The following is an 8,821-nucleotide window of genomic DNA, read 5'->3' on the forward strand; positions in this document are numbered from 1 at the left end:
GCGATACAGATCCCTTCGTGTGCCTGCTGTGCCTGCCTGGAGGCGGTGCCCGTCGCAGCGGGCGCACCCTCCGAAAAGCCTTCGCGCTACCCGCCCGGCCGCCGGGGGCCACCCTGGGGAGTAACCCCGCGGCGACCGGGTCGAGGTGGCGCTTTCCTACCTTACACCGCGCCGCCCGTGGCACACCATCTGGCGCACCCTGGCGAACGGTGGCGAATAGTCGCCCGGCAACCCGCACCGGGCTACTGTCAACTCAGCCGAGAACCTGGGGGCTTGACGTGAGCGGAGAACCCAACACCCGTCTGTCGGACCTGTTCGGCCTGGCCGGCTGGTCCAAGGGCGAGCTCGCGAGGCTGGTCAACCGGCAGGCGGCGGCCATGGGCCACCCCCAGCTGTCGACCGACACCTCGCGGGTGCGGCGGTGGATCGACATGGGAGAGATCCCGCGCGATCCGGTGCCGCGGGTGCTGGCGGTTCTGTTCACCGAGCGTCTCGGCCGTGTCGTGACCATCGAGGACCTCGGTCTGGTCCGGCACGGGCGCGCGGGGAAACGGCAGGGCGGCGGGAGCGAGGAGCATCCCGACGGAGTGCCGTGGGCGCCCGAGCGGACTGCGGCGGTCCTCACCGAATTCACGGGAATGGACCTCATGCTCAACCGACGCGGCTTGGTGGGCGCGGGCGCCGCGCTCGCCGCGGGATCCGCACTCAGCAGCGCCATGCACGACTGGCTGCACACCGACCCTGCCCTCGCTGCCGACGCACCCCACTTCACCGATCCCCTGCACGCCGACCCCGCCGGGTACGACCGCTACGAGGCCGCTCCCATCGGGTCGCAGGAGATCGCGGAACTGGAGCGCTCGGTCGAGGTGTTCCGCGCCTGGGACGCCGCCCGTGGCGGCGGACTCCAGCGCAAGGCGGTCGTGGGCCAGCTCAACGAGGTGGGCGGCATCCTCGCCTACCACCACCCGCCCCACCTGCAAAGGCGCTTGTGGGGCGTGGCGGCCAACCTCGCCGTCCTCGCGGGCTGGATGTCGCACGACGTCGGCCTGGAGCCCACGGCGCAGAAGTACTTCGTCATCGCCGCCCATGCCGCGAGAGAGGGCGGCGACCGGCCCCGGGCCGGCGAGGCACTGTCCCGGGCGGCCCGCCAGATGGTCCACCTGGGCCGGCCCGACGACGCGCTGGACCTGATGAAGCTCGCCCAGACCGGCTCGGGCGAGCAGGTACTGCCCCGCACCAAGGCGATGTTCCACACCATCGAGGCGTGGGCGCAGGCGTCCATGGGCAAGGGGCAGGCGATGCGCCGGACCCTCGGCCGGGCGGAGGACCTGTTCGTCTCCGACAAGAGCGATGTGCCGCCGCCGAGTTGGATGCAGTTGTTCAACGAGGCGGACCTGTACGGCATGCAGGCGCTGGCCTATCGCACGCTCGCGGAGTTCGAGCCGGGGGCCGCCGCGCACGCCCAGCACTACGCGGACAAGGCGCTGGCGCTGCGGGTCGACGCACAGGAGCGGTCGAAGATCTTCGACCATCTCTCCATGGCGTCCGCCTGCTTCATCGCCGACGACCCGGAGCAGGCCGCCGGGTACGCGCGGCTGGCGCTGGTGTCGATGGGCTCCAACTCCTCGCGCCGCACCTGGGACCGGCTGCGCCAGATGTACCGGCTCACCGCCCAGTACGCCGGCTATCCGAAGATCCGGGAACTGCGGGAGGAGATCGAACGCGCGCTGCCCAAGGGCAAGCCGGCCAAGGGCAGGGCAGGGGGCGGGAACATCGCCCCGGCGTAGCGGGCGGCGAGTTCTTCGCTACGCCGTCACCCGGGCGACCAGCACACAGGCGTCGTCCGGCCGGCCGTGTGGGCCGGGTCCGCCGAGCGCCTCCGTCACGATCCGTACGCCGTCCTGCGCCGAGCCTGTCCCGGTCAGCCGGGGGGCGAGGGTGAGGAGGCGGTGTACGGCCGTCGGTCCGAGTCCGCCGGTGTGCAGGAGCAGCAGGTCGCCGGCCTCCAGCGTCGTCGTGCCGCCGGCGTCCAGCTCGCGCCCCGTCCCGTCGCGGAACAGCAGCGGGGCGGGGCCCCCGGCGTGCGCCCACGTCAGGGTGCGGGTGGGGGGCCGGTAGGCGCAGTACACGGCGTCGCGCACGGGCGGCAGGGCGGTGGACTCCAGTAACCGGGCGAGCCGGTCCGGGAGTTCCGACGGAAGCGCACCTCCCGTCGCCAGACCGCGCAGGGCGCCGATCACCAGGGCGGGCGCCGGTGTCCCGGCGGTGTCCGGGCCGGCGAGAGCGCCGACGCTGAGCAGTGTCTCGTCGCCGGCCAGCGGGCACGCGTCGTACCAGCCGGCGCAGCGGGACGCGCCGGCGGACGCCGGCAGGCATCCGGCGGCCAGGTCCAGGCCGGGCCGCCCCTGATCCGGGAACCGCAGGAGGGCGTGCCAGGGCGGTGGCACGGCCTCCTGCGGCTCTACCGCGGCCCGCCGCTCGATGGCCGCGTCCCGCGGGGGGCGGTGGAGCGAGTCACGGGTCTCGCTCACCGCCCGCTGGCTGCGGCGCAGTTCGCTGACGTCCCGCAGCACCGCCCACATCGAGGCGGTGCTGCCGTCGGCGTCGAGCACGGGCTCGCCCATCATGTGCACGGTCCGTACGGTGCCGTCGGGGCGCACGACGCGGAACTCGCCGTCGATGGGGCGGGCGTCGACGAGACAGTCCGTGACCATCGCGGTCAGCTTCGACCGGTCCTCGGGCACCACCAGGGACGGCAGTTCGTCGAGGCTGAGCGGGGTGGCGGCCGGGTCGAGACCGAGGATCCGGAAGAGCTCACCGGACCAGTCGGCCTCGTCGGTCAGCAGGTTCCATTCGGCGCTGCCGACCCGGCTCAGCAGCGAACCGGGCCGCGGCGCGGGGGCCGGCCCGTCCCGCAGCTGCGCCAGGTGCTCGTCGAGATCGCTGAGCTGGTGCAGCGCCAGGTCGTACAGGGCCCGCTGCCACCGTCCCCGTGCGTCGGCCGCGTCGGTCCGGGTGTCCCGTCGCACCGCGTCCACGTCGCCCCGCAGCCGCCGCGTCTGCGAGATCAGCGCCTCGACCGAGCCGCGTCCTGGCGGCTGGGCGGCTGGGCGGTCCGCGGAGAGATGGGACGACATGACGCACTCCGATGTGCAGACGGTACGACCAAGGCGGATCCGAGGGGTGGCGGAAGGACCGTTACGACTGTTGCACAGCCCGCGACGCCCTGTAAGGGATTCGGCGACACACGATACGGTGGTGCTTGCGGCATATGCCAGCGTCTTCCCGGAGCGACTTCCGCGCCCGTATGACGTACGCCCGAGCCCGGCCAAGTCGTAGTGTTCCTACGCGACTTGGGGGCCACGGGCACCCCGGGGCGTCGTCGCCCGGATGTTCGTCGGACGCCTGTTCTAGGCCGGGGTGTGCAGTGCCGGGCGCGGGGCCGCCTCGACCGTGGTCCGCACCCCCGTCTCCAGTGCCCGGACGCCGGCCTCGGCGATCACGGAGGCGCGGTATCCGTCCCACGCGCTCGCGCCGGTGACCCGGCCCCGCCGGGTGGCGTCGACCCACTCCTGCACCTCGCGGTCGTAGGCGTCCGCGAACCGCAAGAGGTAGTCCTGCGGCACCTCCTCCCGGGCGCCGCCCGCCGCCGTCACCACCATGGTGTGCGCCTGCCCGATCCGGGCGCTGCCCGACTCGCACACGGCCTCGCACCGGACCTCGTAGCCGAAACCGCAGTTGACGAAGACCTCCACGTCGACCAGCGCGCCGTGCTCGGTCTCGAAGAGCACGAACTGCGGGTCGGCCAGCCCCTCCGGCGCGCCCGAGGACGGCCGGGGCCGCAGCACGGTCACCGCGGTCAGCTCCTGGCCCAGCAGCCAGCGGGCGGCGTCGATCTCGTGCGAGACGGAGCTGTTGACCAGCATCGCCGAGGTGAAGTGCGGCGGGGAGGACACGTTGCGGTGCACGCAGTGCAGCATCAGCGGACGGCCCAGCCGCCCCCCGTCCAGCAGGGACTTCAGCCGCAGGTACTCGGCGTCGTGGCGCCGCATGAAGCCGATCTGCGCCAGCCTGCGGCCGAGCCGCGCCTCCGCCTCCACCACGCGCAGCGCGCCCGCGGAGTCGGGCACCATCGGCTTCTCGCACAGCACCGGCAGGCCGCGGGCGAAGGCGGCCAGCAGCGCCTCCTCGTGCGCCTCGCCGGGCGAGGCGATCAGCACGGCGTCGACACCGGGCGCGTCGAGCGCGGCCTCGGCGTCCGTGTGCACCACCACCCCGTCGATCCCGGCCGCGGCCTCCTCGGCCCGCCCGGCGTCGGGGTCCGCGACGGCCGCGACCCTGGCGCCGCTCACCACCCTGTCGAGGCGCCGTATGTGATCGGCGCCCATGTGCCCCGCGCCCAGGACCGCCACACCCAGAAGTCCGCTCACGTCCGCCCGCCCCTTCCCTGCCCGCCGTGCACCCGCGAGGACGGATGCGTGTACGGCGGACAGGGTTTCATGGTCGTCAAGGCCCGGCGGGCGCGGCGGCGGACGTCAGTACCGCAGCACCCCGGCGATGCCGTCCACGTCCTCCAGCGCGCCGTCCGGCACGAACCGGACGTCGGCGCCGGTCTCCAGGCACTGCTCGACGATCTCGTCCACGATGTCCTCGCGGGCGTCGAGGTCACCGTCGTCCGCGGGCATCAGATGCTCGCCGTCGTCCCGCATCGTCACCCGGAAGTTCTCCTCGACGGCGAGCAGCCGGACCCGCCCGGTGTGCGCGCTCTCCCACAGCTCGTCGACACCGGCGGCGAAGTCCTTGCGCCCGCGGGCGGCGTCCAGTTCCCTCGCCAGGGCGTCCACGGACCCGCGCGCCTCCTCCTCCAGCACCGGCCGCACCGCCTGCCACACGGCCTCGGCGGTGCCGTGCGCGAGACCCCCGTGCGGGATCAGCACGGCGTCCGCGGTGAGCGAGCCGGCGTCGTCGAACAGGGACAGCGCGGGCTCGGGGCCGGTGATGTACAGGCGCCGCGGGTGCGCGCGCAGCACCTTGGCCATCGCGGCGTCGGCGTCGCGCAGGAACCTGCGGGTGCCCTCGTCGCGGAAGGTGCTCGGGGCGTCGCCGATCCGCTCCTGGCGCTCGGGGTCGAAGTCCTCCGCGGGCCGGTCGAGCGGGAAGCCGCCGGTGTGGTCCTCGACCACCCGGTCCACGCCGCCGCTCCACAGCGTGACGCGGTCGGAGGCGACCGACAGCACCCAGAACGGCCGCTCGGAGGCCTGCGCGGCGACGAGGTTGCGGGTCAGGAAGGTGTCCGAGAGCACCACGCGCTCGGGCACGGAACGGGCCAGCGTCCACACCTGGTGCTCCCCGGGGGCGGCGAAGATCGCCAGACCCTCCTCGGCGTGCGTGAGATCGACCTCGGCGAGGGCCCGGTCCAGTTCCCGGGCGACCTCGACGCGCCGCTCCCGGGTGACGGCCGGATCCTCCTCCAGCTGCTTCTTGGCCTCGGCGACCACGTTGCGCAGCCGGACCGAGTCCTGGGCGTTGTCCGGTTCGCGGCGGTGCGTCGGCGTCAGCACGGACACCGCCGGGTACGGGCGGGGCCGACGTAGCTCGGCAAGGGCTGCGGGACTCAGATCGTGCTCCATGTCAGCACCATAGAGCGGTTGGACGTATCGGGCATTCGGAGCAATCGGTATGCGCCGGGAGAGTCCTCGCCCGTGCCCCGGCGCCGACGGCTCAGTCCTCCTCGTCCTCGGCTCCGCAGGAGCCGCCGTCGGGCGGCAGGGAGCCGTAGAGGAGGAAGTCGTCGACCTTGCGGTGCACGCAGTCGGAGGACGCGTAACCGGTGTGCCCCTCGCCCTTGTTGTCGAGCACCACCGCCGAAGGACCGAGCCGGTCGGCCGTCTCCACGGTCCAGCGGTACGGCGTCGCCGGGTCGCCGCGGGTGCCGACCAGCAGCATCTTCGCGGTGTCGACGTCCTTCACGTCGTCGCGGATGTAGTCGGTGCCCCTGGGGCGGCCGTAGCACATCAGCACCTGGGTGAGCCGGTACCGCCCGAAGACCGGTGAGGCGTCCTCGTACTGCTTGCGCAGCCGGTCCAGGGACCGGGCGACCTGGTCGGCGGACGGACGGTCGGGGTCGTCCGCGCAGTTGATGGCCATCAGCGCGGCCGGCAGGTTGTCCATGGGGACCTCGTCCTCGTCGGTGAGGCCGGCGCCGCTCCTCCCGCGGACGGGGAAGGTGACACCGCCGGACGTGAAGCCCTCCAGGCCGCGGGTGTCGCCGTCCTCCAGCAGTTGCGCGACGGCGCGCTCAAGCGAGGGCCACAGCTCCTGGCTGTAGAGGGCCTGGCCTACGGCGCCCACCATGTCCTGACCGGAGAACGCCTCGCCGAAGGCCGTCGGCACCGGGTCCGCGTCGAGCGACCCGACGACCTGGACGACCTGGCGCCGGGCGTCCCGGGCGTCCTGCCCGAACGGGCAGGCGATGTCCTCCACACACCAGTCGAGGAAGTTGTCCAGCGCGGTCTGCTGCCCCCGCGCGGCGGCCAGCCCCTGCTCGGCCAGCGGCTCCGTCAGCGTGTCCACGCCGTCCAGGGCCACCCGGCCCACCTTGTCGGGGAACTGCGCCGCGTAGACCGCGCCGAGGCGCGTGCCGTAGGAGAAGCCGAGGTAGTTGAGCCGGTCGTCACCGAGGGCCGCGCGCATCACGTCCATGTCCCGGGCGGCGTTCACCGTGCCGATGTGGGGCAGCACGGGGCCGGAGTGCTTCGCGCACTCGGTCGCCGCGTCGCGCAGCTTGCGGAGCACGGAGCGCGGATCGCCGATCTCCTCGTCCCCGTCCGTCGCCTCGATGATCTCCCCGGTGGCGGGGCCGCAGGTCACGGGCGAGGAGCGGCCGACGCCGCGGGGGTCGAACGTCACCACGTCGTAGCCGTTGGTCAGGTGCATGAAGTCCTTGCCGCCGGCGGCGAGTTCGTCGACGCCCGAGCCGCCCGGCCCTCCGAAGTTCAGCAGCACCGAGCCCCGCGGGTGGCCGGTCCCCCGGTACCGGGCGAGGGCCAGGTCGAGGGTTCCGCTCTTCGGGTGGTCGTAGTCCAGGGGGACGGTGACCTTCCCGCACTGGAGGTCCTTCGGCACCTCCATGCCCCCGCACGCCGACCATTTGATCTTCTGGTCGTAGAAACGGGACAGGCCGGGGCCGTCGGCGTCCGCGGTCGCGGCGGGCAGCCTCGCGCCCAGCAGGGCCAGCCCGAGCGCTCCGGTGACCGCACAGCGCCGGACCGACGGCCGAGTCGACAGCTTGACCAGCATCGATGCCTCCCGGGACGCCCCGTCGAGGACCGGTCGTCGGCGCCCTCGCTCACCATAAACGGGCCTCGCACCCGGCGCCTCCGGGCGCTTTCGCCGCCTGTGGGAAGGCTTGCGCGGGCGTACGGACACCGGGCCGCTCGTTCGACAAACCGCCCACTCGATGGAGTGAAAGGCCGATAAGCCATAACTCGGATGGTGCGCCCGCGTTTTAACCGGTGCGGGCGAGCGCCCGCGACATTGTCTTGGAAGGCAGGGAACCTCATGAGAAGGGTTACCCGAAACGGTGTGTTCGCTGTCGCCGCCTCCGGCGCGCTGGCCGTGACGATGCCGGCGTACGCGGCGTTCGCGTCCGACGGTGCCGCCGCGGTCGGCTCCGCGGCCGGATCGCCGGGAGTGGTCTCCGGCAACACCGTCCAGGTCCCCGTGGACGTCCCGGTGAACGTGTGCGGGAACACGGTGAACGTGGTCGGGCTCCTCAACCCGGCCGTGGGCAACAGCTGTGCCAACACCGGCACGGGCGCCACGGCGCACGAGAGGACGGACGCACCGTCGGGCACCTCGGGAGGCGGTGCCGTCGCCGAGGGTGAGGCGAAGGGCTCGCCGGGCGTGCTCTCCGGCAACAACGTGCAGCTACCGGTGCACGTGCCGGTGAACGTCAGCGGCAACAGCGTGAACGTGGTCGGCATCGGCAACCCGGCCGTCGGCAACGAGTCGGTGAACACCTCCGAGGACCGTCCCGAGGAACCGCGGACCCCGGAGAAGCCGGCTCCCTCCACGCCTCCGGTGGAGCGCGCGCAGCCCCAGCCGACCCCGCACTCCGCGCCGCCGCGGGCCGTGGAGACCCTCGCCCACACGGGCGCGGACACGACCCTGCCCGCCCTCGCGGGCGGTGCGGCGCTGATCCTGGGGGGAGCGGTCCTCTACCGGCGTTTCCGCCCGGGAGCCGGCAGCTGACCGAGACGGACGTCCGCTCTGGTCTCGCGCCGGCGGGGTGTGCCAGGTGCCCACCCCGCCGGACCGAGTCGGCCGGTCCGGTCCGGCGGGCCGCACCCTCCTCCTTCGGCCCCCGGGCCCCTCGACACCCCCGACGCGCGGTCGCGTCGGGGGTGTCGTGTGCTTCAGGCGCCCGACCCGTGGAACCGGCGGTGCAGCGCCCGCACCTCCTCCGTCAGCTCGGGCACGGGGCCCTCGACCTCGACGCCGGGCGCCACCTCGCCGACGGGCAGCGCCCGGACCGGCGGGGCGGGCACGCCCAGTTCCGCCAGCCAGACGCCGAGCTGCTCCGACGAGGCGACGTACACGATGCGCCCGAGGCCCACCCAGGCGTGCGCGGCGGCACACATCGGGCAGTGCTCGCCGGACGTGTAGACCGTCGCCCCGGCCCGTTCCCCGGGGGCCAGGTGGGCGGCGGACCAGCGCGCGAGCTCGAACTCGGGGTGCCGGGTGCGGTCGCCGGACGCCACCCGGTTGCGGTCCTCCGCCAGCACCGTGCCGTCCGCGCCCACCAGGACCGACCCGAACA

At 73.6% G+C, this 8,821-nt stretch carries 7 protein-coding genes; 2 read left to right on the forward strand and 5 right to left on the reverse strand.

The window, feature by feature from the left end; all coding sequences use genetic code 11:
* The first annotated feature begins 278 nt into the window (after nucleotides 1-278).
* Nucleotides 279-1,787, forward strand: a complete 1,509-nt coding sequence (locus GTW67_RS00180; protein WP_161162737.1) for a DNA-binding protein NsdB — start codon at nucleotides 279-281, stop codon at nucleotides 1,785-1,787.
* 18 nt (nucleotides 1,788-1,805) lie between these two features.
* Here the strand turns inward: GTW67_RS00180 and GTW67_RS00185 are convergent, their stop codons facing one another.
* The 4 genes from GTW67_RS00185 to GTW67_RS00200 all read right to left on the reverse strand — a co-directional run bounded on the left by GTW67_RS00185 (nucleotide 1,806) and on the right by GTW67_RS00200 (nucleotide 7,299).
* Nucleotides 1,806-3,137, reverse strand: coding sequence for a SpoIIE family protein phosphatase (locus GTW67_RS00185; RefSeq protein ID WP_161162738.1), 1,332 nt, complete (start codon nucleotides 3,135-3,137; stop codon nucleotides 1,806-1,808).
* A gap of 273 nt (nucleotides 3,138-3,410) precedes the next feature.
* Nucleotides 3,411-4,430 (reverse strand): Gfo/Idh/MocA family oxidoreductase, encoded by a 1,020-nt coding sequence (locus GTW67_RS00190; RefSeq protein ID WP_161162739.1) that lies wholly within the window; start codon nucleotides 4,428-4,430, stop codon nucleotides 3,411-3,413.
* Nucleotides 4,431-4,535: 105 nt separating this feature from the next.
* The gene (locus tag GTW67_RS00195; RefSeq protein WP_161162740.1) at nucleotides 4,536-5,630 is read right to left on the reverse strand and encodes a baeRF3 domain-containing protein; all 1,095 of its coding nucleotides are present in this window, start codon (nucleotides 5,628-5,630) and stop codon (nucleotides 4,536-4,538) included.
* Nucleotides 5,631-5,721: 91 nt separating this feature from the next.
* Nucleotides 5,722-7,299 carry an alpha/beta fold hydrolase gene (locus GTW67_RS00200; RefSeq protein ID WP_161162741.1) on the reverse strand — a complete coding sequence of 526 codons (1,578 nt, stop codon included), beginning with the start codon at nucleotides 7,297-7,299 and terminating at the stop codon, nucleotides 5,722-5,724.
* 261 nt (nucleotides 7,300-7,560) lie between these two features.
* On the opposite strand from GTW67_RS00200, the gene GTW67_RS00205 reads away from it, so the two are divergent.
* Nucleotides 7,561-8,253: a chaplin family protein gene (locus GTW67_RS00205; protein WP_202436604.1), complete on the forward strand. Its 693-nt coding sequence runs from the start codon at nucleotides 7,561-7,563 to the stop codon at nucleotides 8,251-8,253.
* A gap of 164 nt (nucleotides 8,254-8,417) precedes the next feature.
* On the opposite strand, the gene GTW67_RS00210 is transcribed toward GTW67_RS00205, so the two are convergent.
* A partial coding sequence (locus GTW67_RS00210) for a nucleoside deaminase (RefSeq protein ID WP_161162743.1) occupies nucleotides 8,418-8,821 on the reverse strand: 404 nt, incomplete at its 5' end.

This window comes from Streptomyces sp. SID5910 (assembly GCF_009862125.1).
Classification (GTDB): Bacteria; Actinomycetota; Actinomycetes; order Streptomycetales; family Streptomycetaceae; genus Streptomyces.

Excerpts from the sequence above, each read along its gene's own strand:
- GTW67_RS00195 (WP_161162740.1), bottom strand. The coding sequence starts at position 5,630 with ATGGAGCACGATCTGAGTCCCGCAGCCCTTGCCGAGCTACGTCGGCCC.
- GTW67_RS00185 (WP_161162738.1), bottom strand. The coding sequence starts at position 3,137 with ATGTCGTCCCATCTCTCCGCGGACCGCCCAGCCGCCCAGCCGCCAGGA.
- GTW67_RS00205 (WP_202436604.1), top strand. The coding sequence starts at position 7,561 with ATGAGAAGGGTTACCCGAAACGGTGTGTTCGCTGTCGCCGCCTCCGGC.
- GTW67_RS00200 (WP_161162741.1), bottom strand. The coding sequence starts at position 7,299 with ATGCTGGTCAAGCTGTCGACTCGGCCGTCGGTCCGGCGCTGTGCGGTC.